Raw genomic sequence first — 26917 nt, 5'->3', positions numbered from 1 at the left:
TTTCTTTTTGACCATGAGAGTTTGTATTGGAGTCAGTTAGCCAATCGATTCGGTGATCAATTGGTCACGGTATCGCTGTATATGCTCTACAATTGGTGCCGCTTTATTAAATGTGCGAATATCACGAAATAAGGCTGCCGCTTCTGGGTATTCTTGTCTCAGATACGAAAACCACTGTTTTACTCGATTAGGGTAGTACAATCCTTTATCACCTTGGATTTCATATTCGGAATACTGAAGCAGCAAGTCGACTACGTCATGCCAAGGCATGGGGTGGTGATTGTACTTAACCATATTACCGAGATTGGGGACATTGAATGCACCTCGACAGACCATGAGTGAGTCTATTCCTGACATCTCCATACAGCGTTGTCCATCTGCGTAATTCCATATCTCGCCATTGGCGATCAAAGGAATACGGGTTCTTTGCTTTAGCTTCGCTAAGTATTCCCATTTAATTTCGCTGGCTTTGTATCCACCTGACTTCGTTCGAGCATGTACCGTAATTTCACTGGCACCAGCTTGCGTAATCGCATCGACGATTTCAAAACAATCGTTCGGGTCTTCCCAACCTAGTCGAATTTTAGCCGTTACAGGGACGGAGGGATCTATGGCTTCACGGCATGCCTTGACCACTTGATAAATCAGTTCAGGATGCTGCAATAACGCGGCACCACCTTTGCTCTTGTTGACCATTTTAGCTGGGCAGCCAAAGTTCAGGTCAATACCATCGGAACCTAGGTTAACGGCTCTCACCGCATTTTCCGCCATCCAATTGGGTTCTTGACCGAGTAGCTGTGTGCGTACAGGGGTGCCCGACTTTGTTTTGCTACCAGTGTGTAATTCTGGGCAGATACGGGTAAAAACATGCTCTGGTAATAGCTGATCAATCACTCGCACGAATTCTGTTACGCACAGATCGTAATCGTTTATGTTGGTCAGAATTTCACGCATTAGATGATCTAATACGCCTTCCATTGGTCCAAGTATTACGCGCATAGTTTTTACCTTGTTTTAGGGCTGCGCGATTGTATGCGAGAAGCCTATTGAATGCAAAACGGAGGGCGAACCCAAAAGCCAAATAGCGATATCTGGTTTCTTTAATGGACTTGGGTATAATTCGCGCCAACATACCGAAATAAGATAAACACAATGTACCAACTGATTTCTCTACCGAATGGCTTTGATGGCGAAACCATTCATTTTTACGAAGGCGCCGTGTTGGCTGCTAACTTTGTGACCCAACCGCTGGAGCCTAAAAAATGGCTACCTAAAATACAAGCTGAAGAGATAGAGAAACAGGTCGTTGATCAAATAAACAACCAGTACGCTGCCATTAAGTCGAGCACATATAGACCTTCTGAATGGACGCATGAAAAAGAAGCCTTTGCGGATTTCTCAGAAGGTTTTATGTCGGTTTGGCCGATTGTTGAGGAGCAGTGGCTTGAGTCAAAAGTGTCGGACGGTACAGCAAGGATGTTACAAGCACTACTCACTACATTTATGTTGGGTATTGACGAGGAGCAAACCCACGCGCAAATGAAACAGGCAGGTATAGAGAATCCGCCACGCTTAGAATCGCTATTGCCACAGTTGGATATCATGATTTCCGAAGTGGCGATGGCAGCCGATGAACTTATGACAGGTGCCAAATCACAAAGTGTGAACCCATATAAAACCATTGGTCGCAATGATTTATGCCCATGTGAAAGTGGTAAGAAATTTAAGCAATGTTGTGGTTGCTAGTTTCAAAACTTCCATCGTATTTCCCGTATCAAGAAATAAAGCTCCTTATAGGAGCTTTATTTCTTATAACAATATCTTAAGGACATTACCTTTAAAAAAAGGTTTTCGGCTTTCTAGAAAACTGAGAAATAATCACAATCGCTAACGCAACCAACATACCTGCGAAGATGACGACTAACCACTGAGGCATGGATAGGGTTAAGAATTGCCATACCACCTTGCTGCAATCTCCATACGCTTCAAATACCGATGGCATCCATTTATTAAGAGGTGCCCAGTCTGGGAAAGAGACGAAAATATCGCATGTTGCAAAAGGGGAAGGGTTAAACTGATAATCGACATGCTGTAGCGAAAGCATTAAGCCCTTATAGGCACTTGCGCCCCACCCGAAGAATCCGAGCCAACGAATGATCACGTTTTTAGGGTTTAACATGCCTAAAATAGCAGCGAAGCCGACACCCATCATCGCAATACGTTCGTAAATACACATTACACATGGAGCCAACATCATCACATGCTGAAAGTACAAAGCCGTGGCTTCCAGTGCAACGATAGAAATAAGCAGAATCAGCCATGAAAGGCGGCTCTCTGAAAATTGTTTGATTGCATATAAAGCGTTCAAAGTAATGTATCCTTATAAAAAAGCCCTGACAACTCAGAGCTTTTTATCTTGAATAAGTTCTCTATTCAACAAAAAAATTAATGCCCTTGCGACGCACCTACGGTTTCGCTTACGTGATGAGAGATCAATCCCATCTCATAGAAACTCGCTGTTAGTGGTTCAAGCAAGAATGCGATACCAAGCAGACCTACGATGGCAAGCACACATGTGTAAGGCAGAGCCATGATGACCATGCGACCGTATGACAAACGAATAAGCGGAGCCAATGCTGAAGTCAGTAAGAATAAGAACGCGGCTTGACCGTTTGGTGTAGCGACTGAAGGGAGATTGGTGCCTGTGTTGATGGCGACGGCAAGCAAATCGAATTGATCACGAGTAATCACGCCTTCAACGAGAGCTGATTTGACTTCGTTGATGTAAACCGTACCAACGAAGACATTATCGGACACCATAGAAAGTAGACCATTCGCAATATAGAACATGATCATTTGTTGACCACCTTCCAGTGCGAGTACCGCATCGATAACCGGTTTGAACAGCTCTTGATCGATGATAACGGCAACAACGGCAAAGAAGACAGCAAGAAGGGCGGTAAACGGTAGTGCTTCTTCAAATGCTTTGCCTAATGAATGTTCTTCAATAACACCAGTAAAAGCCGTTGCAAGGATGATGACACTTAAGCCAATTAACCCGACTTCTGCTAGATGGAACATCAAACCAATGATAAGCCATACTGCGATCAAGCCTTGGATAACCAGTTTCGCAATATCCTGTTTATTTCTACGTTTACGTTGCTCGGTGTCAAAATCGACAAGGATCTTTCTAACACTAGCAGGCAAGTCGGTACCGTAACCACAGATTTTAAATTTTTCAACTAAAGCACAAGTAATCAGACCGCAGATGAACACTGGTAGCGTCACTGGTAACATGCGGATCATGAACTCACCAAACTGCCAACTTGCTTGGTCTGCAATGATCAGGTTTTGAGGTTCGCCTACCATGGTCATTACCCCGCCCAGCGCAGTACCCACACCCGCATGCATAAGCAGCGAGCGTAAGAAAGAACGGTAGTTTTCTAAGTCATCGCGAGTTACTTCACACAAGCCATCATCACTGGTGTGATCGTGGTTAGCTTGAGATCCTTTTCCTGATGCGACCTTGTGATAAATAGAATAGAAGCCAACCGCAACAGAAATAACCACTGCGATAACTGTGAGCGCATCCAGAAATGCCGAGAGGAATGCAGAAACGAAGCAAAAAGCAACGGATAGCATCATCTTCGAGCGTACACCAAGCAATATCTTCGTAAAGATGAAAAGCAGCAGCTCTTTCATGAAGTAGATACCAGCCACCATGAATACCAGTAATAGAAGAACTGGAAGGTTAGTTTCTAACTCATGATAAACTTGATTTGGACTTGTCATACCTATTGCTACCGCTTGAATAGCTAAAAGGCCGCCGGGTTGGAGTGGGTAGCATTTTAGAGCCATAGCCAACGTAAAGATAAACTCAACGATGAGCATCCAACCAGCAATGAATGGGTCGACAAAATAAAATACGATTGGGTTGATAATAAGAAAGGCAATAATGGCAAGTTTGTACCAATCTGGTGCTTTGCCAAGAAAGTTCTTAATGAACGCGTTTCCGAGTGACATCGGCATGATAAGACTCTTTTATTGTAAATTCGACACTGAGAGTGTGTCTTGATCCCTGACTATGAAATACAGAATTTCATAAAAAATCATATCTTAAACAGTGACTTAGGAAGACAACTTCGATGGAAGTCTTTGTAGCCTTGCCAAGTCACTCCTTGAGAAAGACAAGCACTCCTATACTTTCGACCGCAACTCTACTCTTACGTAATATTTAGTCAACCTAAAAATGTTTAAAATCGCCAAATTGACAGGCTTTTTTATCAAGAACTCGAGACATCGATTCATAGAATACTACGAGATTTAACTTTTGCTTACACTTTTATTCTTGCCTAGATTATTCATCAAAATATAGCACGTTAGCTATAAAATGCAGGTTTTTTTGCCGAAATTAGGCTAATTTTCAATGTGAAATTAAGTCAGAGTTGTGCTTTTGATAAGTAATTTTCCCCGTTACTCGTTTGTTAAAATTATTGAAAAGTGAGATTTGACTCACAATGAGTGCGCTAATCTCTCTGAGAATAAAAAAATCTAACGCGTAATCTCACAAACAACGCAGTAATACACATGCGTATTTTCTGAATTGTGCAAGTAGTGGTATGATGAGTACAATTTTACGTTATAAATGCACCGGAAACCCGAATTCATGGTTATAAAGGCAAAAAGCCCAGCAGGTTTTGCTGAGAAGTACATTATTGAAAGTATTTGGAAGGGTCGCTTCCCTCCTGGCTCTATCCTACCAGCGGAGCGAGAGCTTTCTGAATTGATTGGTGTAACAAGAACGACGTTAAGGGAAGTGTTGCAGCGGCTTGCTCGTGATGGATGGCTAACCATTCAGCATGGTAAACCGACCAAAGTGAATCAATTTATGGAAACCTCCGGTCTGCATATCCTTGATACGCTAATGACTTTGGATGCGGATAACGCAACCAGCATTGTTGAAGATCTTCTTGCGGCACGCACCAACATCAGCCCAATCTTTATGCGTTATGCTTTTAAAACCAATAAAGAAACATCGCTGAAGACCATTCAAGGGGTGATTGATTCTTGTGAACAGCTATTAGAATCGGACAATTGGGATGCGTTTGTTGAAGCGTCGCCTTACGCTGAAAAAATCCGTGCAAACGTTAAAGATGATAACGAGAAAGATGAGGGAAAACGTCAAGCTATTTTGATGGCCAAAACGTTTAATTTTTACGATTACATGTTATTCCAACGCCTCGCTTTCCATTCTGGAAACCAGATCTACGGGCTTATCTTCAATGGGCTGAAGAAGCTGTATGATCGTGTTGGCAGCTATTACTTTTCCAATCCTGAAGCACGAGACCTTGCGTTACAGTTTTACAAACAATTGGGTGAAGTGTGTGAATCCGGTTCTCGTGAACAGTTGCCTAATGTTATTCGCCATTACGGGTTGGAAAGTGCGCACATCTGGAACAAGATGAAGGTAACGTTACCGACAAACTTTACTGAAGACGATAGCTAATTTCTTTCATGTAAGACCTAAGGTTTCTTATAACCCGCCTTGGGTGGGTTTTCCAACGCTGATGCTGTAGCTTTGAATCCTACTCTCAGTGGCGTTAAACATTCCATTACCTCGAAGATCATTGCCAGCCATGATGGTACTGCTCTGTCATGTCGTCGCGATGTGTTTCACAATCAAGTAACGATAGCGTCATCCTAAAGTTAGTGGTATTGCTCGGTAACTTATCTGTGAGAGCCTTGGCTCAGGATAAGATTAACTTGCCGTACTCAGTATTTTGCTTTTTAAGAGAGGTGCTGGAAGAGGGGAGCAGCCCTAATTAGGGGAAGGCGACCTTTATCGACATTCGATTTTGAGAACGTTGCGGGGATGAGAGAGAGAAAAACCGCCTGTAACGTCGGCGGTTTTAGTTTTTGTATGCAGTGACTTATTTTAGTATTCAGTTACTTACAAAATGCCATTTACATCACACGCATGCCTGGTTTAGCGCCTTCGTGCGGTTCAAGTATCCACAAGTCGCTGCCTCCAGGACCGGCTGCAAGCACCATTCCTTCAGACATACCAAACTTCATCTTACGAGGTTTTAAGTTGGCGACCATAACGGTGTGCTTACCCACGAGCTCCTCTGGCTTGTAGGCGGATTTGATACCAGCAAAGACCTGGCGTGTTTCACCACCGATATCAAGCGTTAGCTTAAGCAGCTTATTCGCTTTTGGCACTTCTTCACACTCAACGATTTTCGCGATACGCAGATCCACTTTGGCGAAATCATCGAACTCGATTTCATCGGCAATGGGGTCTTTACTCAGCTCTGTTTCCGTTTGTGCTTTCTGCGCTTTTTCGGCAACGGCTTTCTCTGCTGCGGCTTCTTCTTTCGACGCTTCAACCATCGCTTCCACCTTCTTTGGGTCGATGCGATTGAATAGGGCTTTGAACGTTGTGATCTCATGACCCGTTAACGGACGAGCAATACCTTCCCAAGTGAGCTCTTCATTCAAGAAACCTTCTGTGCGTGCTGCTAGCGCCGGCATCACGGGTTTCAAGTAAGTCATGAGAACACGGAACAAGTTAATACCCACGGAGCAGATATCTTGAAGTTCTTTGTCTTTGCCTTCTTGCTTGGCCACGACCCAAGGTGCTTTCTCGTCGACGTATTGGTTAGCTTTGTCGGCGAGTGCTGTGACTTCACGAATCGCGCGGCTAAATTCGCGGGATTCATACAGCTCCGCGATGCGTTCTGCTGCTGAGGCGAACTCATTGTAAAGTTCTGGTTCTGCGAAAGTCTCTGAAAGCTTACCTTCAAAACGTTTGGTAATGAAGCCAGCGTTACGAGACGCAAGGTTTACGATCTTATTAACAACGTCTGCATTTACACGTTGCGTGAAGTCTTCAAGGTTGAGATCTAAGTCGTCGATGCGGCTATTTAGTTTCGCGGCATAGTAGTAGCGCAGGCATTCAGGATCTAAATGGTCGAGGTAAGTGCTCGCCTTGACAAACGTTCCTTTTGACTTAGACATTTTCGCGCCGTTCACTGTAACGTAGCCATGCACGAATACGTTGTTTGGCTTTCTGAACCCGGAGCCTTCTAACATGGCAGGCCAGAACAGGCTGTGGAAATACACGATGTCTTTACCGATAAAGTGGTAAAGCTCTGCGTTGCTGTCTTTTTTCCAGTATTCGTCGAAATCTAAGTCATCACGCTTGTCACATAGATTTTTAAATGAACCCATGTAGCCAATCGGAGCATCTAGCCAAACGTAGAAGAATTTGTTTTTTTCGCCTGGAATTTCGAAGCCAAAATACGGTGCATCGCGGGAAATATCCCATTGTTGCAATCCAGACTCAAACCACTCTTGCATCTTATTGGCGGTTTCCGACTGCAGCGAGCCAGAGCGAGTCCACTCTTTCAACATGCTCTCAAATTGAGGCAGGTCGAAGAAAAAGTGCTCAGAGTCTTTCATAACTGGGGTTGAACCCGATACCGCAGATTTCGGATTGATAAGTTCTGTTGGGCTGTAGGTTTCACCACAGTTATCACAGTTGTCGCCGTATTGGTCATCGGATTTACATTTCGGGCAGGTGCCTTTTACGAAACGGTCTGGTAGGAACATTTCTTTCTCAGGGTCGAAGAGCTGAGAAATTGTGCGACTGGAAATAAAACCATTTTTCTTGAGCTGCAGGTAAATGTGAGAAGCCAGCTCGCGGTTTTCTTCAGAATGCGTGCTGTGGTAGTTGTCAAAGCTGATATCAAAACCAGCGAAATCTTTCTGATGCTCTTCACTTACAGCAGCAATCATCTCTTCTGGTGTAATACCCATCTGTTGTGCTTTAAGCATAATTGGCGTGCCGTGAGCATCGTCTGCACAGATGAAATTAACAGTGTTGCCACGAAGGCGCTGATAACGAACCCAGATATCCGCTTGGATATGCTCAAGCATATGACCAAGGTGGATAGAACCGTTTGCATACGGTAGGGCACAAGTTACCAGTATTTTCCTTGTAGAAAGGTTGTTTGGATCGGTTGCCATACTTGTTATTCGCTTTAGATAGGTATTAATGTGATAGCCGCTAATAGTACCTTAAGCGGCAGCGTACTCCAACCCGAAGACTCGGCGTATCACCTAGTTTTTTCAGGGTTCTTTGCGAAAGAATGTAGTGATAGGATGGACAGAAATAATGGGAGGCAATATGGAACAATTTCAATCAAAAGATGCGCTGTGCCAGTGGCTAGGGCAATACCAACATCCAATGCTGATCGATGGATGGAGCCAGACTCCTGGTATCGTATCCGTCTTAGCGAGTGGTGTGATTAAGATTGAGATTCCGTTTATCAACCATAACTTGCAGCAGAGCCTGAAAAATTGGATTGAAGACCAGATGGCTTCCAAGACCATTCCTTCCTTTGAATATCATATTGTGGGTAAGGTGAAAGCCATGCAAACCACCGTGTTAGCCGAAGTCAAAGGCGTTAAGAATGTTATCGCGGTGACGTCTGCAAAAGGAGGTGTGGGTAAGTCAACGACAGCGGTGAACTTGGCGATGGCGCTCAGTGTTTCGGGTGCTAAGGTTGGAATGTTGGATGCCGATATTTATGGTCCTTCCATTCCCATTATGCTGGGCACTCAAGGGCAAAAGCCAGACGTTCGGGATCACAAATGGATGCAGCCGATCAAAGCGCATGGCATTTACACTAATTCAATTGGCTATCTTGTTGATGACGCCGATGCCGCTATTTGGCGAGGTCCTATGGCGTCTAAAGCGTTGGCGCAGTTGCTTAATGAAACCGAATGGCCGGATTTGGATTATCTTGTCATCGATATGCCGCCAGGAACCGGTGATATTCAGCTTACGTTATCGCAACAGATTCCAGTAACGGGTTCTTTGATCGTCACGACTCCTCAAGATCTGGCTTTAGCCGATGCCCGTAAAGGTGCCGCGATGTTTGAAAAGGTCAATGTACCTGTTTTAGGCATGGTCGAAAATATGAGTTACCACATTTGCAGTCATTGCGGCGAGAAAGAGCACATCTTCGGTGCTGGTGGAGCAAGTCAAATGGCTCAAGAGTTTGGATTGGCGCTGTTGACACAAATTCCACTGCATATCTCAGTGAGAGAAGATCTTGACAATGGTGCTCCGACGGTCGTTTCTCGCCCTAATTCACCTCACTCCGACCTTTACCGAGCGTTAGCCGAAACCGTCGTAAGCCGTTTGTATTGGCAAGGTAAAGCCAAGCCAGACGCAATAAGCTTTGTGGCGGTGTAGCTTTTTGTGTTGTCGCTTTGTCGCGGTGTAATTGCACAGGGTAACGTCACGTATTACGTCTTCCAATCTCAGTCAACACAAGCTTTGATGGAAAGCCCCCCCAATCAGAGAATGATTAGGGGGGATTTCGTCGCTTGAGGTGATTAGCTTCGGCGGTTTAAAAGCGCCCTCTCTACTGTGGAACGTCGCCTATTTGTTGCCACCAGTTCCGGTTTATCTCTGTTTAAGTGGTTGTCAATTATCTCACTTTCCCTTCAATTTGAGTCGTTTTCTGTAGCCCAAAGTACTTGAGTAATGTCTCACCTGATCCATCGAATACATCGCAACGATAAGATGAGTTCGAGTCTGTTTTGTGACTGCTCATCGTGTAATGGAGAAAGGCAGTCATTTTCTTCTTATGTACTCGAATTACACAAAAACCAATCCAAGATGTACTTTTATGACGCCAATCACATTTATATCAATAAAACATATAATGTCCTTTCGTTACATAATTAATATCTGTAAATATACTTTTATTACATTAAGGGTTTATTTTATCAGTAAGGAAAAGTCTCTATGCGAGATACCAATATCGACGCACTAATAGAAAGAGAAGCGAACTCACTCACGGTTGATCTCTCCAAGAAAAGCACAATGGAAGTTCTCAAAACGATTAACGCTTATGACAAAACGGTTGCTGACTCCATAGAGCAACACCTTTCTTCTGTAGAAAAAGCCGTCGATGCGATTTGTACGCAGCTACTTAATGGTGGTCGAATATTTTATGTTGGTGCCGGTACGAGTGGTCGTCTGGCCGTTCTGGATAGTGCTGAATGTCCCCCTACTTTTGGTATTAATCCAGAGCTGGTTCAGTCGATCATCGCTGGAGGGTTAGACGCGATGTTGGCAGCAGTGGAAGAAGTGGAAGATAACAAAGTGTTATCTATCGCTGCGCTAAAAGAGCGAAACCTTGAATCGAAAGATGTCGTGATTGGTATTTCAGCGAGTGGTCGGACGCCTTTTACGTTATCAGCATTGGAATATGCTAATCAGCTTGGGTGTCTAACGATTGCTATTTGCACGCGTGGACCTAGCCCTATGGAGAAAGAAGCGCGCATTGCGATTGCTCCGGATGTGGGTCCGGAAGTATTGAACGGATCATCTCGTATGAAGAGTGGTACTGCGCAAAAAATGTTGTTGGGGATGATCAGTACGACCGTAATGATCCGTCTTGGTAAAGTGTATAACAACCAAATGATCGATTTAATTGCGAGCAACGAAAAGTTGATTTATCGAGCAGAGAATATCGTATCGTCTATTTGTCACGTATCTCTAGCGAAAGCAAAAGCATTCTTAGAAAAAGCGGAGTATCACCCTCGTGCTGCTGTATTGATGTGCTTAGGAGATATGACTTACCAGCAAGCACTCGCATGTATAGAGAATGAATTTCAGACCTTAGAAGAGCAGTTGCTGATTGCCAAACAAAGCCATACCAATAATTAAAAGACATAATTAAGGAAGAGAGAACATCTAATGGGTATCAATTTAACACGAATCGACAACCGGTTACTGCATGGTCAAGTGGCAGTTGCTTGGAGTCATCACGCTAACGCCAACCTGATTGTAATTGCAAACGATGATGTTTCAGCAGATAGCGTACAACAGGACCTAATGACCATGTCTGCAGGAAACATGGGTGTGCGCTTTTTTTCAATACAAAAAACAATCGATGTGATTCACAAAGCCTCTCCAGAGCAACACATCATTCTTGTCGTGAGAACACCACAAGATGTTGTCCGCTTGGCAGAGGGCGGGGTACCTCTGAACGATATCAATATCGGCAACATGCATTATGCCGAAGGTAAAAAACAAATTCATGTCACTGTTTCAGTGGATGACGATGATATGGCGGCTTTTAAACGGCTGCAAGAGCTAGGTGTACGTTTTGCCGTCCAACGAATGCCTCACGAGGACAAGTTGGACATATTTGATCTTTACGAAGCATATAAGGGATAGATATGTTTGAAATCATATTAATAGGATTATGGGCAGCCTTTGCTGGTGTCGACTTTTACAGTGGACAATTCTATTTTGGTCGCCCAATTGTAACGGGACCTGTGGTGGGTCTTATTCTTGGGGATTACCAAACTGGACTTGCCGTTGGCGCAGCCTTAGAGCTTGCATGGCTAGGGCTTGTACCGATTGCAGGTGCCCAGCCACCTAACGTGACAATTGGTGCCATAGTTGGAACCGCTTTTGCGATAAAAGGAAGCTTTGCACCCGAGGTTGTTGTGGGGATAGCTCTGCCTTTCGCCATCTTGATGCAGCAGTTGATTGTCCTTCAGTTTACGGTGTTTTCAGGTTTGATGCATAAAGCGGATAACTTGGCCTCACAAGGTGATGATAAAGGGATAGCTCGCATAAATCATTTGGGCATGCTGTCTTTGGGAACCCTCTATTTTATCACTGCCGTGCTTCCGGTTTACTTCGGTGAAGAAGTGGCGAATGCGATCATCGCGTATGTCCCAGAAGGGATCATTGAGGGTCTTAAAATCGCGGGTGGTCTGATGCCTGCACTCGGATTTGCGATGCTGCTGAAGATCATGTTTAAGAAAGCGTTTATTCCATACTTCATTGCTGGTTTTGCCGCAATGACTTATCTGAACCTTCCTGTGTTAGCTATCGCTATTTTCGCAACTTGTATTGCGGTTATTGATTACATGACGCGTCAAAGAATCGAAGAGAGCAAACCTGCTGTGGTGCAAAACCAAAATCAAGGCGGAGGTATATAAAATGACGAATCAGATTTCTCCAGACTCACCATTATCAAATGAAGACATCGTAAGTGATTTACCAAAAAAGGTTGTAAGAAAAATTCTGTGGCGTCAGCTCTTTATTCAAGCCTCTTTTAACTACGAACGTATGCAAGCGTGTGGATTTCTTTGGGCGATATCCCCAGGGTTAAAGCACATTCACAAGCAAAAAGATCGTTTAGGTGAATCCATGCGTGCTCATATGGATTTTTTCAACTCCCATACCTATCTAGTGACTTTCATTTTGGGTTTGGTGTTGGCGATGGAGCAAAGCAAGCAAAAAGTGGAAACCATCCGTGCCTTTAAAGTGGCGGCGATGGGGCCGATTGCTGGTGTGGGTGATGCCTTATTCAACCTTACATTGAAACCGATTAGTGCGGCTATTGCGGCGTCGTTGGCGCTGGACAATGTTTATCTGGCTCCAATCTTTTTCTTATTGTTATTAAATGTTACGCGGCTGAGTATTCAAATTCCTCTGTTCAATTATGGATACAAATCTGGGTTAAAAGCACTGGATAAGCTGAAAGATCATACCGTTGCGATGGCGCGTTCTGCAACCATCGTTGGGATTATGGTTATTGGTGCCATGTCTGCACAATTCGTAAAGCTTAAAACTACGGCAACAATAGGTTACGCCGATACAACTTTCAGTATCCAGACGGATCTATTGGACAAAATTGTTCCAAACATTCTTCCAGTATTATTTGTACTTCTGACCTATCGATTGTTAATGAAAGGGCTTTCACCGACAAAGATCATTTTCCTAATGATTTTGTTCGGTATCGGCGGTCATTACATTGGCGTTCTATAGCGAACTTTGTTGAAACCAATGCGGGGAATCCCGCATTGTCGATTTGAATTTCAAAAGGGTAAAAAATGATAGCGGTCATACTGGTAGGTCATGGTTGTTTTGGATCGGGTTTGGGGCAAGCAGTGAATCAAATCATTGGATTACCGGAAAATTTCTCGTTCATCGATTTTGTAGAAGGCATTTCAGTGCCTGAACTGGAGTCATTAATGCTGAATGAGTTAGACAGATTGGAAACAAATGACGGTGTGGTGTTTTTGACGGATCTGTTGGGGGGGAGCCCCTTCCGAGTAGCGTCACAGATTGCGCTTGAAAGAGGCAATATTGAAGTTATCTCGGGAACCAATCTTCAGCTTTGTGTCGAGATGTTATTGGAGCGAGAGGGCATGGGGTTAACGGAATTTGCTCAAACAGCGCTGACTTGTGGTCACAACGGTCTGACGCGGCTGGCAGATGAACTCGAGAAAGAAAGACAAATAACAGATGAAGATGGAGGCATATAGCGCCTACTTTTTCTAGGATCCAATGATTCAACTAAGAGCTGTAGATACAGAGTCTACAGCTTAATTGAAAGTCGCTCATTCGGACGTGCAAAGTTCTTTTGCATAAATTCAGTAACGATACTTACCTTCAGGGCTTTCATGAATGGAATTTTTCCTATTTTTGGCTGGAGATGCTACGTTTTATTCGGCTTTTCTCAAGCTTGCTATCGGTTTGCTGCTTGGTATTGCGATGGGGCTAACAGGGGTTGGAGGAGGCATTCTTATCATTCCCCTCCTTCAGTTTGTCTTTGGTATGGAGCCCGTATTAGCCGTCGGAACGGCGAGCTTGATTGCTTCGTTAGTTAAGGTCAATGCCAGTATTTTTCATATTAAGGCCGCTAACGTTGATTGGCGCAGTGTAAAAGGCGTGTTGCTTGGCGCAGTCCCCGTTGGCATTGCCAGCGCTTTTGGGGTGGTCTATCTCAGTCGCCAATCAGAGTACAACCAATGGATTTCAAATAGTGTTCAAGTGTTGATCATAGCCGTGATGTTTTTTGCGCTCTATTTATTGGCAAAAAAGTATGTGCTGAGTAAGAAGCCGGTTCACACGGTTGCCCCTACAAAAGTGAAACACCAGACGTTACATCAAGCGGTTTTATCAGGAGGGTTTTGCGGGTTGATAATAGGAACGACAGGTATTGGGGGCGGTGTTTTATTGCTTCCAATCTTAAATAGCCACCTAGGTATTGGCATTAAAAAATCTGTCGGCTCCTCGATCGTGATCGCTTTGGTGTTGTCCGCTAGTACTTCATTTATTTACGCTCAAGGCGGGCAAAGTGATATCCCAACGGCTTTGATGCTTGTTTTAGGCTCTCTGATTGGTGTTCCGATTGCCACCACGTTACTTAAACAATTCTCTGAAACCACGGTGTATTTGGTCACGCTAAGCGTGATATGTGTGAGTATATTGATTATGATGTTAACCAATATGTTTTAGGCTCAGGTATTATCTTAGGCGTCTTTATGTCAGATCTTATTCCAAGATTAGAAATGCTTTTCGTACATGGCAGTGATGCAGAAAAGAAAATTTCTGGATACTTGCTCAGCGACAAAAAAAACAACATATCAACTCTGAGTGCTGTCGCGCTAGGCAATCAATGTGATGTCAGTAATGCTTCAGTTATCCGATTCGCTCAGAGTTTAGGATACAAAGGGTATTCCGAGTTCAAACTTGAGTATTTAGCCACTCAAAAACGCAGTGTCGGCGAGGTGCTCTACAATGATGTTCGCTCTGACGACTCTCCTTCAGAGATTATCCAGAAAGCGGGGTATCTTTTTCGCAAGAACGTTGAGAACTCAATCAAAGTGGTTGATCCAGAGGCTCTTGAACGCTTAGCTAGCGTTATGATGAAAGCTGAAAAAATCGCATTGTTTGGTGTGGGATCATCGGGTGTAGTGGCGTCTGACGCATACCAAAAGCTTATCCGAATTAATAAAAATGTTCTGTTTAATTCCGATACACATGTGCAGCGTGCCTACGCAAGCATGTTGACTGAGCACGATCTTGCGTTAGCGTTTACAACGCGGGGGCAAACGAAAGAGGTGATTCAGTCATTGGAGATCGCTCAGGCGGGCGGCAGTCAGATTTCTGCTATCACACGGTATGGTAAAACCCCAACGTCAAAGCTGGCGGATCTGGTACTGTCCTTTGCTTATGAGGAGCGTCATCATGAATTGGGGATGATTACACCTCAACTTTCTCAAATGATGATATTCGATATTCTGTATTTCCGGATTACCGCGTTGATGGGGGAAACCGCGACGTCTTCACTACAGCGAATTCGTAACAACTTTTCGAACCTTGTCTCAAAATGAAACGTTAGCCGAAGAGTTTAAACTGCTTCGGCTAATGCGTTATCAATACCATCCTTTTTACTGAAAGAGCTCCCCGCCTTAGAATACTCTGCTTAAAAAGCAAACAGCAATGCGTGTTTATGCTTATTGCAAATCGATATTAATGATAAATTCCACACTCCATACTGGTATTAAGTATTGTATCTCCCTATAATCGGGCGGTTTAACCCAACCCCAGCTACCAAATTAGTATCAGGTGCTATACATGTCTAATAACAATCAATGCGTCATCGTGGGAATTGCTGGCGCTTCTGCCTCAGGAAAGAGCTTAATCGCAAGTACCATTTACAACGAGCTTCTTGCGAAAGTCGGTGACGACCATATTGGTGTGATTACGGAAGATTGCTACTACAAAGATCAAAGCCATCTGAGCATGGAAGAGCGCGAAAAAACCAATTATGACCACCCAAATGCACTTGATCACGATTTGCTTTGTAAGCACCTAGAGCAATTGATTCAAGGGAATGCAGTGGAAGTGCCCGAGTACAGTTACCCAAAGCATACACGCACCGACACCACAACGACATTAACACCGAAGAAAGTGATCATTTTAGAAGGCATTCTTCTTCTTACTGATCCACGTTTACGTGATTTAATGCACGCGACTGTTTTCATGGATACACCATTGGATATCTGTTTACTTCGCCGCGTCAAACGTGATGTAGAAGATCGAGGACGTTCTATGGAATCCGTGCTTAAGCAGTACCAAGACACCGTGCGTCCTATGTTCATGCAATTTATTGAACCTTCTAAGCAATATGCCGACATTATTGTTCCTCGTGGTGGTAAGAATCGAATTGCGATTGACGTTTTGAAAGCGCATATCGCGAAATTGCTAAAAAGTTAAGCAGTGCGATCGCTCAGAATTGTCAAAGTTCTGATAAATCGGCAAAAATGCATAACAAAAAGTGGCGCATCATGCGCCACTTTTGTATGTTTGAGGTAATTTGAGTATATCTCTCTGATCGCAGATTCAAGGAATCCAGGATGAAGAAGCTACTTCTTTTCATTGCAGTACCAATCACTTTGATTGTTGTTGCTCTACTTGCCCTCATTATTTTCGTTAACCCAAACCAATTCAAACCCATGATTGTTGAACAGGTTCAAAAGAACACTGGTATGACACTGGTCATTGAAGGAGACATTGGTTGGCAATTTTTTCCAAGTTTAGGTTTCAGTATTGGACAAACCGAATTAAGAAACCCAGAAGGATTTTCATTACCTAATTTGCTCAAAGTTGAACAAGTTGGGCTGGCTATTGAAGTGACGCCCCTCTTGAGTAACCAACTCATTATTGGCAACATTCTGCTAGATGGTGCCGAAGTATCGTTAGAAACCTTAGAAGATGGGCGCTCCAATCTAGACTCGCTCACTCAATCGGGTCAATCTGATGCCTCTCAAGAAGAAAGTCAGCCACAAGCGGATACCGCGCAAGCCCCAGAAGGCACCGAGGCAAACGCAGAGTCTTCTGCACTAGAACAATGGCAAGTCACGGTTGCTGGTATCACTATTTCTAATGCCAAAGTAACGGTATCCGACAAGCAGGCCGGCAGTTTGCTAACGCTCAGCGATGCGAATGCTTCGTTATCAGAGTTTGAATTTGGTCAGTGGAGTCAACTGACCTTTGATGTAACGGGATCACAGAATCAACAGCATTTCTCTGCTGAAGGTCAAGGGGAGTTCAAACTCTCTCAAGACCTGAAGCAGTACGAATTACGCAATGTCGATCTGGATGCGAGTGTAGAAGACAAATCTTCAGGGCTAAATGCGAAAGTCACACTTTCTCTCCCTGCTTTCGCTTTTGATCAATCCAATGATCTGTCTTACAAACTTGCTGGTCATTTAGCAGGAATGAAAGTGGATTCACAGGGCGCATTAAGCCTAGTTGTCGATAAAGCGATTTCAAAGATTAAAGTCCAAAACATTAAGTTATCAAATACCTTAGAAGGCAGTGCGCTTCCTCAATCACCCATGAAAGTGGACTTAGATGCAGGTGTTACATTTGACGTTAAGAAAAGCCACCTTGCATTGGTGTTAAGTAAGCTGACAGCAAATGACATCAAGCTCGATGGGGATGCCAGTGTGACGTTGTCTGCGATCCCACAGGTCAATTTCAATTTGTACAGCCCGAACATCGATTTGGATGCGTTTCTTGGTTTGAATACACAATCAAAAGAGTCAAGCTCGGGTGAAGGTAAGGATGCGCCTGCGAGTAAAGAAGCGCCTAAAGCACCGGAGGTTGAACCGGATTTGAGTGCTTTAAAGCTTGTTAATGCTGAAGGAAAGTTGGTGATTGACAAGTTCAAGGCGAACAATGCGAAATTGCAAAAAGTCACGACTCAATTTACGTTAAAAAATGGTGTTCTCGACCTCTCGCGCTTTAGTGCCAATTTATACGAAGGAAGCATCTCAACAAAAGCAAAATTGGATGCACGAAAACCCACGCCTTCATACAGCATTAATGGCGCTGTGAAAGGTGTGAAAGTGCAGCCTCTAATGATCGATGTTATTGATAACAATTTATTAGAGGGCACGGGCAATATTGATATGGCGTTAACGGGGCAGAGCCTAAAACCGACGGCTCTGCAAGAGAATCTAAAAGGGACAGTAAATATCAACTTTGCCGACGGCGCGGTGTACGGTGTTAACTTACCTCACCTGATTCGCACGAATTATGCGAAGTTTAAAGGTCAAGATGTCTCTGCTGCCGACAACGTAGAGAAAACCGATTTTTCTGCAATGACAGCAACGTTGAAACTGAATAAAGGCGTTGTGTCGACAGACAATCTCAACATGCAATCCCCGCTGCTGCGTATTACAGGTAAAGGAAACGCCAACTATATCCAGCAAAATGTGGACATGCTGATTCGCACATCGGTTGTTGGTTCTCTAAAAGGTCAGGGAGGGGAAACCATCGACGATTTGAAAGATGTGACGATTCCTGTTCAGATCTCAGGTGCATGGGCTGATCCTAAGTTCAAATTGGTTTTCGATGATATCTTGAAGCAAAAAGCGAAGAAAGAAGCGGAGCGTGGTCTCAATAAGCTATTGGGAGATAAGGTAAAGCCTGATCAATCGAAAGATATTGCAGATAAGCTTCTTAAAGGTTTATTCAATTAACCAGTAATATTTAATTAACCAGTAATTGGCTTTATAAAAGGCGCACTGACTCGTAGGGCAGTGCGCTTTTTTATTGCAACAAGGCTCTATTCTGTGGAGCGTGAATTTCATCACGAGTGATGTGAAAGATTCAGTTGACGTGAAAGATTCGGTTTATGATGGCTCTAAGAATGCGATAAAGGGATGAATTGTATGGTTGAAAAAATCATTCTAGATACCGATCCTGGTATCGATGATGCCATGGCTCTGTTATTTGCAGAAGCGCATCCCGACATTGAGTTAATTGGTATAACGACTGTGTTTGGGAATGCCACCGTAGAAAATAGCACTCGTAATGCCCAATTCTTAAAAGACAAATTTCAATTCACTTGTGACATTGCAAAAGGAGCGGAAGCACCTTTAGAAAGAGAGCCTGTCGGGCCTTCCTCGCATGTGCATGGTGAAGGTGGTTTTGGCGATGTCGATGTCTCTTGCGTGGATATGACTGGACTCAGTGACAAACCCGCTTACCGATACATTATAGATACACTTAGAGAAAATCCTGATGAAATCACCCTTGTGGCGGTTGGACCTCTAACCAACCTTGCGCTTGCGTTGGAAGAGGATGAAAGCATTACATCTTTGGTCAAAGAAGTGGTTGTTATGGGGGGCGCGTTTGGGTTAAACAACAGGAGAGGCAATATCACACCTCATGCCGAAGCCAATATTCACGATGACCCCCATGCGGCACAAAAGGTTTTTTCTGCCTCATGGCCTATTTCAGTCATCGGGCTAGACGTGACAGAATCCAGTGTATTCGATGACTGCTATTTCAGGTCATTGAAAGAAGAAGCAGGGCAAGTGGGTGAATTAATATGGGATGTAAGCCGATTTTATTTGAAATTCTATTCCTCGCTTATCGGGTTCAATGGCTGCCATGTTCACGATCCTTCGGCGATAGCTTGCGTGGTTCAGCCTGAATTGTTTGAATTTGAAGTGGGAGCGATAGAGGTGACAACAGAGGGCGAACAGCAAGGTATGACAACTCTTCTAAAAGGAGAATCCAGTCATGGTAAGGTCATTCATAAAGTAGCCGCTAAAGTGAATACCGACGCTTTGTTAACGATGTATCGAGATAAGACCGTTGCATTTGGGAAAAAGTTTGAGAACGCTAAATGAGCAAGAACGACCCGTTATACCTTGGGTCGCTCTTCTCTCTGGATACATGCAATACGATTGGCAGGCAATGTGATGTTCTGATCATCCAATGCTGTTGTTTTACCAGTCGACCCCTTTCAATGCTTTGACGCCATTCTCAAACGCATGCTTCACGTTGCGAACTTCGGAAACCGTATCAGCAAGTTCAATGAGCTCTCTGTGAGCGCCACGACCAGTGATCACCACTGATTGCATGAAAGGGCGATTTTTCAGCGCGTCCAGTATTTCTTCTAACTCAATGTAGCCGTAGTTAACCATGTAGGTAATTTCATCGAATAGCACGACATCGATGGATTCATCTTGAAGCATCCGCTTGCATTCTTGCCATATTTGCTGGGCGGCTTGAGTGTCTTTGTCACGGCTCTGCGTTTCCCAAGTAAAGCCTGTACCCATGACGTGAAAATCAACGCCAAGCTTTTCCAACAAGTTGCGTTCACCGTTATCCCAAGTACCTTTTATAAACTGTGCTACAGAGCACGTTAGCCCATGTCCTACTGCTCGACAGATGGTGCCAAACCCAGAGGTCGATTTCCCCTTACCGTTTCCTGTGATGACCAGCATAATGCCTTTGACATCCTGTGCAGCAGCAATACGCTCGTCAACTTTTTCTTTAACGCGTTGCTGACGTGCTTTGTGCCTTTCTTCTTTCCTGTCTTCTGCTGACATGGTTTTCCCTTTCTTACTGGATCTGAATGCGGGTATCATAACGTAACAAACGCCAGGTAAAAACCATAAGGAATGAGGATGGCAAACAAGATTTCAAAAGTACTCGTGGTTTGTTTAGGGAACATTTGCCGCTCTCCCACTGGGGAAGCGGTTTTAAAAGCGAAATCTCGCCAGAAAGGGTTCGATTTGATCGTAGATTCAGCAGGAACACAGGCTTACCACTGTGGTGAAAAACCCGACCAACGCTCTATGCAAGCCGGAGAGAGAAGAGGCTATTCTTTTAAAGGGATGACCTCAAGAAAAATTCGATTAGATGATTTTGAGCGTTTTGATTTGATACTGGCCGCTGACCACACAAACCTTTCGGATCTTCAACAACTGTGCCCACCAGAGCATCAGCATAAATTAAAGCTATTTTTAAGTTTTAGCGATAGTCAGTATGATGAAATACCGGATCCCTATTACGGTGGTGAGAATGGCTTTGAAATGGTCATTGATTTAATCGAAGATGCCAGTGATGCGTTACTAAAACAGCTGCTAGAGTAGGGTGTGTAACTGATAAATAAAATTGTAAGCTTTGACTCTCATTTTGCTTTTCGTTGTTACAAAGTACTCATGAGCTGATGTAATCTTTAAAAATGAACGTTCACAGCAGTTCGATAATGATGAGTAAGCTTAAATTTAGCGCTTTAATCTCTCTTTTGAGTGTCAGTTCGGTAGCCTATACTGCCGTCACGTCTCCTCATGGTTTAGTTGAAGCCGCGATGGAGAGAACAGAACACTTTGTGATGTACGATGGCAGTTATGTCAGCATTCCTTATCCAAATGGTGATGTGGCGGCAAACAAAGGTGTTTGTACGGACGTGATCATCCGAAGTTATAGAACGTTGGGCGTTGATCTTCAAAAGCAAGTGCATGAAGACATGAAGGTCCATTTCGATGAGTATCCCTCAAAGCGGATTTGGGGGCTATCACGACCAGATAAAAATATTGATCATCGTCGGGTGCCGAACCTCCAAGTCTTCTTCAAGCGTCACGGGAAAAGTTTAACGGTATCCACTGACGGCGATAATTACCTTCCCGGAGATATGGTCACATGGATGTTACCCGGAAACCTCCCCCACATAGGCATCGTTGTTGAACAGAAATCAGATGATGGGAAACGACCTCTGATTGTTCACAATATTGGCTGGGGACCGAAAATGGATGACATGTTATTTGATTACAAAATAACAGGGCATTATCGCTATTTCCCTTAAAGTCATTTTCCCAAACGCATGCTTTAAGCCGCCATAAACGAAAACCGACGCTAACGCGTCGGCTTCATTATGTCAGTACCCATCTAGCGAGAGGTGACTATGCCAGAATATCGGTTGCCACTTTGTAGCTTGGATCTTCTTTTACATTAATTTCAACCAGGCTGCCGGCCTTATCCAACAGCGCTCGACAGTCTTGGCTTAAATGGCGCAAGTGAAGGGTTTTGCCCGCCGCGGAATATCGCTCGGCTAACGTTTCGATAGCTTCGATGGCTGAGTGATCGGCAACCCGTGAACTTGCGAAATCAACAATAACGTCTTCTGGATCGTTTACGGCATCAAACAATTCTAAGAAGTTTGCAGCTGAGCCAAAGAATATAGGGCCATTAACGTGGTATTCCTTTGAACCCTCATCATTAATCTTGCTTGTCGCATAAATATGTTTAGCGTGTTCCCAAGCAAACATCAGTGCTGATGCAATGACACCAACCGCAACGGCTACGGCAAGGTCGGTGAGCACTGTCACCACCGTGACCAATACGATAACAAAGAAATCTTGTTTGGGTACACGACGTGCAAGTTTGAACGTTGCCCATTCAAACGTGCCGATAACCACCATGAACATCACACCAACCAGTGCCGCTAATGGGATCATTTCGATTAAGTTAGATGCGAATAAGATGAAGAAGAGCAATGCTAACGCAGCAACGATGCCTGAAAGTCGACCACGACCTCCTGAATTGACGTTGATCATCGATTGTCCAATCATCGCACAGCCACCCATTGCTCCGAACATTGAGCAGGTCACATTTGCCATACCTTGACCAACACATTCGCGGTTAGATTGACCACGAGTATTCGTCATTTCATCAAGAACGGTGAGTGTTAGTAGAGATTCAATCAAACCAATGGCTGCCAAAATAATCGCGTAAGGCAAAATGATTTGAAGCGTTTCAAAAGAAACTGGGACACTTGGAATAGAGAAAGTCGGCAGCGAGCCAGCCAATGTTGCGGCTTCATCACCCGACATTGTTCTTAGGAAATCAACCACAGTACGTGTTTCTAAATCCAAACCCACCACTAAGCCAGTCACAGTAACAATCGCGACAAGAGAAGAAGGAACAGCGGTGGTGAACTTGGGTAGAAAGTGGATGATAGACATGGTTAATGCGACCAAACCGAGCATGAGTAGCATTTGGTCACCTGGCAGCCAAGTCAGAACACCTTTAAGATCAGGGGCTTTGAACTGTCCTAGCTGTGCTAAGAAAATGACAATGGCCAAACCGTTAACGAAGCCTATCATTACTGGATGTGGCACCATACGGATAAATTTGCCGAGTTTACATATACCTGCGGCGATCTGTAAGATACCCGCGAGTAATATGGCAGCAAATAAGTATTGAACACCGTAAGTGATAACTAAACTTGTCATCACAACAGCCATGGCACCTGTAGCTCCAGAGATCATACCTGGGCGGCCACCAAAAACCGATGTGATTAAACCTACGATAAATGCAGCATACAGACCAACCATTGGGTCTACGCCTGCTACGAAAGCGAATGCGACGGCTTCAGGAACCAATGCAAGAGCAACGGTTAAGCCAGAAAGCACATCATTTTTTACAGAGTGCTTTGAAAATTGCGGAAATTCGAACATGTTAGCTCAGTCAATTAGCTTGATAATACGTAATTTCGACTATTGGGGCTGAGTAACAGGTTGTTTAAAAGAGCAGCTCAATAATCGACTGTTGAGTCGGCGAATCCTACCGAAAAGCGTGATGAAGTTCAATATTGATACTTAATTAATCAATAAGCACTCATTATGAACGCTTACATTCTTACTGTTTCAATGGGTGTCGCTTCAATGAATATCGCTTCAATGAATAATAGTGACAGATTGGTACGGTCAGTCTGCTTTTCGCTTTTTTGGAAAAAGTGTTTGCTTGGAGATACAAAAAAGCAGGTCGCTAATGCGACCTGCTTTTAGTGTAGCACTAAGCTAGTAGTTGCCAGTTTTAGCCATACCAGCAGACGCTTGGTTTTTAGCTGCGATACTGCCCGCACCGATTGGCTGGAATCGCTCTGTTTTTAGAGGAGCCGCGACAACTTGGATTTCTTTTAGCTCATCACTGCCAGGTGCTTTCGCCGTTGGCGCAGAAACGTGTGATTTCACCTGATGAGAAACGTTTACCTTAATAGGTTCAACGGCTTCCTTAGCCACAGTTTGTTGTGCAGGTTGTACTTCAGCTGTTTCATGTGTTGCTGGTGCTGGTGCTGGTGCTGGTGCTGGTGCTGGTGCTGGTGCTGGAGTGGTTGCCTGAACTTTAGCTTCAAGATCTTCGGCTGCAAGAGCTTCAGTATCCTGAGCATTAATCACCTGAGTTGGGGCCAGATCCGCAGATACTTGTGTTGCAACTACTTCGGTCTCACGCGGTTCCATTTTAGGTGCTTCAACTGCTTGAGCACTGTTATCAGTCGTTGCTGATACAATCGGCTTTACTGCCACTTCAACAATGGGTTGAGTTTCTGTGACAACGGCTTCTTCACGACGGATGATGACTTTGCCCATTGCCATCTCTGGGAATGAGTAGCCACCATGTGCAGGAGCGTGAGTTTCAACACGATTTTCGACAACTTCTTCATTACGACGCTTGGGTTTTGCCAAATCGTAGCGAGGCATGACTTTACCCATAGCCATTTCAGGTGATGCGACACCACCTTTACGTAAACGGAATGGATTTGGTCGGCGATCACGACCACGACGGCGACGCTGACCACTTGCACGAAGATGACGAGGTGAACGGCGATTACGACGCTGTTTGGTTTCCTCTTCCTCCTCCTTTGCTTCAGGCTTTTTAGCTTCTACAGCAGCAGATTTCTTTAGTTGTTGCTCTGTATTCGCTTCTTCAGCAGCTTCCATTTTTTGGTTTTGATCTTTCACTCGAACATTTTTCTTAAGCTGTCGACGTTGGCGACGCTCTTTCACTTGCTCGGCTTTTCTTTCTTTTTTCTCTGGATTAGCAGCGGCTTGAGCCTCTGCAGCCAGTTCTTGACCTTGTTTCGCTAGTTTATCGTTTTTACTTTCGTCTTTAACGCGTTTGTCTTGACGAGGTTTACGACTCTGCTTACGTGAATCAGCGGACTTTTTCGTATCGTTTTCAGATACTTCAACTTCTTGCTCACGGTCTCTATCACGGTGACGATTACGAGTTTTATTGTCGCGTGAATTGCGGCGACGGTTATCACGTTGATCTTTACGATCTCGACGCTGACGATTTCCGCCACGGCGATTGTCGTTTTTCTCTTCTTCTTTAGGTTTTTCTTCTTTCTGGACTTTTTCACCAGAACCAAATAGGAAGCTGCCTAGCGCTTTCAAGACTCGACCGAAGAAACTTGGTTGGTTTTCTTTGTCTTTCTTAGCTGCTGGCTTTTGATGTGCAGTCGCTGTTGGCTTTGGAGCAGGCGCAGACTGGGCTGGCGCGGCAAAACCTTTGAGTGCTGGTTCTTCCAGTTTCTTAGGCTTGATATCCGGTTCTGCAACCTCTTTAGCTTCTGCTTCTTTCATTGCTTCTAATTTCTTAGGAATAAGGTAAGAAAGAAGGTCTTGCTCTTCGCCATCGCGAATACGGATGACTTCAAAGTGCGGTGTTTCCATATCAGAATTAGGAACGACCGTAATTTTCACTTCTTGAAGTTTTTCAATATGGTTGACAGAACGGCGCTTCTCATTAAGAAGGTAAGAGGCAATAGCAACAGGCACAACCGCCAATACTTGCGATGTGTTGTCTTTGAGTGCTTCCTCTTCGATTAAACGAAGAACAGAGAGAGCAAGTGATTCATTATCACGCACAACACCTGTACCCGTACAGCGAGGGCAAATGTGGTGGCTTGCTTCTGCAAGAGAAGGGCTCAAACGTTGACGAGACATCTCTAACAAACCAAATCGAGATATGCGACCGATTTGAACGCGAGCACGATCTAAGCGTACAGCCTCACGTAGTCGGTTTTCAACTTCGCGTTGGTGGCGTACGGGTGTCATATCGATAAAATCGATAACAACCAAACCACCTAGGTCACGTAAACGCAGTTGGCGAGCAATTTCGTCGGCAGCTTCTAGGTTGGTGTTGAGAGCCGTTTCTTCGATATCACCACCTTTGGTGGCGCGTGCAGAGTTGATATCGATGGATGTGAGTGCTTCAGTTGGGTCGATGACAATAGAGCCACCAGAAGGAAGGCGAACTTCACGTTGGAAAGCCGATTCTATCTGGCTTTCGATCTGGTAATGGCTAAATAGGGGCACATCACCGTCGTATTTCTTCACCCTGTTGATAAAGTCTGGTCGAACCAATTGAATGTGTTGTTTGGCGCGCTCATAAATGGTGTTGCTATCAATAAGTATTTCACCGATGTCGCGGCGTAAGTAGTCACGTATAGCGCGAACAATCACGTTACTTTCCTGATGGATTAGGAAAGGAGCCGCGTTGGCATCCGACGCTTCTTTGATGGCGTTCCAGTGGTTAAGCAGGACGTTTAAGTCCCATTCCAGCTCTTCTGCACTCTTTCCTACACCTGCGGTACGGACGATAAGCCCCATACCTTGAGGTAACTCTAGAGTGCTCAGTGCTGCTTTTAGTTGAGTGCGTTCATCACCTTCGATACGACGAGAAATACCGCCAGCACGAGGGTTATTAGGCATAAGAACAAGGTAACTACCTGCAAGAGAGATAAAAGTAGTCAGTGCAGCGCCTTTGCTGCCTCGTTCTTCTTTCTCTACTTGAACAATAACTTCTTGACCTTCCTGAAGCACCTCCTTGATGCTAGGACGACCTTGGTAGGTATAACCATCAGGGAAGTAATCTTTGGCAATTTCTTTGAGTGGAAGGAAACCGTGTCTCTCAGCACCATAGTCTACAAATGCAGCCTCTAGGCTTGGTTCAATTCGAGTGATACGTCCTTTGTATATGTTTGCTTTTTTGGATTCGTGACCTGGACTTTCGATATCTAAATCAAAAAGTCGCTGTCCATCGACCAAGGCGACACGCAACTCTTCTTTTTGAGTTGCGTTGATTAACATTCTTTTCATTTTAAAAAAATCTCGTTGTCTTTTTCTTTGTTTTGATTATTCAACTTGTCGTTTCGCACTTTTCTTATGGTGTCTGATCCCGTGGTTTATCGTTGCAACCTCACGGCTGGAAGGGATGCTCTAGGACACTTCAGTTGCCACACAATCCTAAAAAACGTGTGACCTACCTGTTTTGGCAGTCATAACTCAACATAAATAAAGAGAGTAGAACGACAAGTGATGCTTCTGTCTCTATGTCTGACGCCCATTGCTGCATAAAGATTGAGAAGCGATCTACTCTTGTAGCTGATTGCTCATGGATTCTGCGACCAAGTGAAATAAGAGACGTTTC

The 26917-nt window shown here is 44.3% G+C and carries 22 protein-coding genes; 15 read left to right on the top strand and 7 right to left on the bottom strand.

The genetic code is table 11. The annotated features are described in order from the left end of the window. Positions 1-36: 36 nt before the first annotated feature. A complete protein-coding gene (dusC, locus tag HC752_RS13655) occupies positions 37-999 on the bottom strand; it encodes a tRNA dihydrouridine(16) synthase DusC (RefSeq protein ID WP_190335720.1) in 963 nt (320 codons plus the stop codon). Positions 1000-1152: 153 nt separating this feature from the next. Between dusC and HC752_RS13650 the strand changes: the two genes are divergently transcribed. Beyond that, on the top strand, positions 1153-1746 hold the full coding sequence (locus HC752_RS13650; RefSeq protein ID WP_190335719.1) for an SEC-C metal-binding domain-containing protein: 594 nt from the start codon (positions 1153-1155) through the stop codon (positions 1744-1746). 91 nt (positions 1747-1837) lie between these two features. On the opposite strand, the gene dsbB is transcribed toward HC752_RS13650, so the two are convergent. Continuing rightward, positions 1838-2368: a disulfide bond formation protein DsbB gene (gene dsbB / locus HC752_RS13645; RefSeq protein WP_190335718.1), complete on the bottom strand. Its 531-nt coding sequence runs from the start codon at positions 2366-2368 to the stop codon at positions 1838-1840. Positions 2369-2445: 77 nt separating this feature from the next. Next, entirely contained in the window at positions 2446-4029 is a 1584-nt protein-coding gene (gene nhaB / locus HC752_RS13640) for a Na(+)/H(+) antiporter NhaB (protein ID WP_190335717.1), read from the bottom strand. A 637-nt stretch (positions 4030-4666) separates the two neighbouring features. Between nhaB and fadR the strand changes: the two genes are divergently transcribed. After that, complete coding sequence (gene fadR / locus HC752_RS13635; protein WP_190335716.1) at positions 4667-5506, top strand: fatty acid metabolism transcriptional regulator FadR; 840 nt, start codon at positions 4667-4669, stop codon at positions 5504-5506. Between the two features lie 458 nt (positions 5507-5964). Here fadR and metG read toward each other — a convergent pair whose 3' ends face one another. Then, on the bottom strand, positions 5965-8031 hold the full coding sequence (gene metG / locus HC752_RS13630) for a methionine--tRNA ligase (protein ID WP_190335715.1): 2067 nt from the start codon (positions 8029-8031) through the stop codon (positions 5965-5967). Positions 8032-8191: 160 nt separating this feature from the next. Here metG and apbC point away from each other — a divergent pair, with 160 nt between their 5' ends. The 11 genes from apbC to HC752_RS13575 all read left to right on the top strand — a co-directional run bounded on the left by apbC (position 8192) and on the right by HC752_RS13575 (position 19542). Further along, positions 8192-9265 carry an iron-sulfur cluster carrier protein ApbC gene (gene apbC / locus HC752_RS13625; RefSeq protein WP_190335714.1) on the top strand — a complete coding sequence of 358 codons (1074 nt, stop codon included), beginning with the start codon at positions 8192-8194 and terminating at the stop codon, positions 9263-9265. A 558-nt stretch (positions 9266-9823) separates the two neighbouring features. Next, a complete protein-coding gene (murQ, locus tag HC752_RS13620) occupies positions 9824-10750 on the top strand; it encodes an N-acetylmuramic acid 6-phosphate etherase (protein ID WP_190335713.1) in 927 nt (308 codons plus the stop codon). A 30-nt stretch (positions 10751-10780) separates the two neighbouring features. After that, positions 10781-11263: a PTS N-acetylgalactosamine transporter subunit IIB gene (gene agaV, locus HC752_RS13615; RefSeq protein ID WP_190335712.1), complete on the top strand. Its 483-nt coding sequence runs from the start codon at positions 10781-10783 to the stop codon at positions 11261-11263. Between the two features lie 2 nt (positions 11264-11265). Beyond that, positions 11266-12039, top strand: a complete 774-nt coding sequence (gene agaW / locus HC752_RS13610) for a PTS N-acetylgalactosamine transporter subunit IIC (protein WP_190335711.1) — start codon at positions 11266-11268, stop codon at positions 12037-12039. Between the two features lies 1 nt (position 12040). Further along, complete coding sequence (locus HC752_RS13605) at positions 12041-12871, top strand: PTS system mannose/fructose/sorbose family transporter subunit IID (protein WP_190335710.1); 831 nt, start codon at positions 12041-12043, stop codon at positions 12869-12871. 65 nt (positions 12872-12936) lie between these two features. Continuing rightward, positions 12937-13371, top strand: a complete 435-nt coding sequence (gene agaF, locus HC752_RS13600) for a PTS galactosamine/N-acetylgalactosamine transporter subunit IIA (RefSeq protein WP_190335709.1) — start codon at positions 12937-12939, stop codon at positions 13369-13371. Between the two features lie 142 nt (positions 13372-13513). After that, a complete protein-coding gene (locus tag HC752_RS13595; protein WP_190335708.1) occupies positions 13514-14347 on the top strand; it encodes a sulfite exporter TauE/SafE family protein in 834 nt (277 codons plus the stop codon). A 26-nt stretch (positions 14348-14373) separates the two neighbouring features. After that, positions 14374-15225, top strand: coding sequence for a MurR/RpiR family transcriptional regulator (locus HC752_RS13590; protein ID WP_190335707.1), 852 nt, complete (start codon positions 14374-14376; stop codon positions 15223-15225). A gap of 244 nt (positions 15226-15469) precedes the next feature. After that, a complete protein-coding gene (gene udk, locus HC752_RS13585) occupies positions 15470-16111 on the top strand; it encodes a uridine kinase (protein ID WP_190335706.1) in 642 nt (213 codons plus the stop codon). Between the two features lie 140 nt (positions 16112-16251). Then, entirely contained in the window at positions 16252-18384 is a 2133-nt protein-coding gene (locus HC752_RS13580) for an AsmA family protein (RefSeq protein WP_190335705.1), read from the top strand. Between the two features lie 192 nt (positions 18385-18576). Next, positions 18577-19542, top strand: a complete 966-nt coding sequence (locus HC752_RS13575) for a nucleoside hydrolase (RefSeq protein WP_190335704.1) — start codon at positions 18577-18579, stop codon at positions 19540-19542. A gap of 99 nt (positions 19543-19641) precedes the next feature. On the opposite strand, the gene cobO is transcribed toward HC752_RS13575, so the two are convergent. Further along, positions 19642-20247: a cob(I)yrinic acid a,c-diamide adenosyltransferase gene (gene cobO / locus HC752_RS13570; RefSeq protein ID WP_190335703.1), complete on the bottom strand. Its 606-nt coding sequence runs from the start codon at positions 20245-20247 to the stop codon at positions 19642-19644. A gap of 90 nt (positions 20248-20337) precedes the next feature. Between cobO and HC752_RS13565 the strand changes: the two genes are divergently transcribed. After that, positions 20338-20793, top strand: a complete 456-nt coding sequence (locus HC752_RS13565) for a low molecular weight phosphotyrosine protein phosphatase (protein WP_190335781.1) — start codon at positions 20338-20340, stop codon at positions 20791-20793. Positions 20794-20909: 116 nt separating this feature from the next. Further along, positions 20910-21506: a DUF1287 domain-containing protein gene (locus HC752_RS13560; protein ID WP_202987898.1), complete on the top strand. Its 597-nt coding sequence runs from the start codon at positions 20910-20912 to the stop codon at positions 21504-21506. 97 nt (positions 21507-21603) lie between these two features. Here HC752_RS13560 and HC752_RS13555 read toward each other — a convergent pair whose 3' ends face one another. Together HC752_RS13555 and rne are read right to left on the bottom strand one after the other, a co-directional pair. Further along, positions 21604-23160 (bottom strand): SulP family inorganic anion transporter, encoded by a 1557-nt coding sequence (locus HC752_RS13555; RefSeq protein WP_190335702.1) that lies wholly within the window; start codon positions 23158-23160, stop codon positions 21604-21606. 342 nt (positions 23161-23502) lie between these two features. Beyond that, positions 23503-26586, bottom strand: coding sequence for a ribonuclease E (gene rne / locus HC752_RS13550; protein WP_190335701.1), 3084 nt, complete (start codon positions 26584-26586; stop codon positions 23503-23505). Between the last annotated feature and the right edge of the window lie 331 nt (positions 26587-26917).

The organism is Vibrio sp. S9_S30 (assembly GCF_014694455.1).
Classification (GTDB): domain Bacteria; phylum Pseudomonadota; class Gammaproteobacteria; order Enterobacterales; family Vibrionaceae; genus Vibrio.
This window is presented reverse-complemented; position numbering and strand designations above follow the sequence as displayed.